The organism is Virgibacillus sp. 7505, assembly GCF_002272135.1.
Taxonomy (GTDB): Bacteria; Bacillota; Bacilli; order Bacillales; family Amphibacillaceae; genus Terribacillus.
Genome location: NZ_NPBF01000317.1, coordinates 1 through 235 on the forward strand (window position 1 = coordinate 1; position 235 = coordinate 235).

1 pseudogene is annotated in these 235 nt (G+C 44.7%); it reads right to left on the minus strand.

Going from position 1 to position 235, the window contains the following annotated elements:
- Positions 1-235, minus strand: a pseudogene (locus CHH91_RS21005) (ORF6N domain-containing protein); the annotation flags it as partial.

Consider the following 235-nt stretch of genomic DNA (forward strand, 5'->3'; position numbering starts at 1 on the left):
GTGGCGCCACTTTCTTCTAATCTGTCTTTCAAATTCTGTAGACGTACACTGAGCTTGCACCGCGCCCGTTCCTCTAACTGTTGATAACTCTTGCGCCTAATTTCTTGATAGCCGTAGTTTGAGTCACTTACAGCTTGATTAAGCATGCGGTTAATCGACTTACGCCAATTGTCATCTTTGTGCAGGAACGTGTCTTTGATGACCGTCACAGTAGTTTCCAGACCCTTGATTTGTT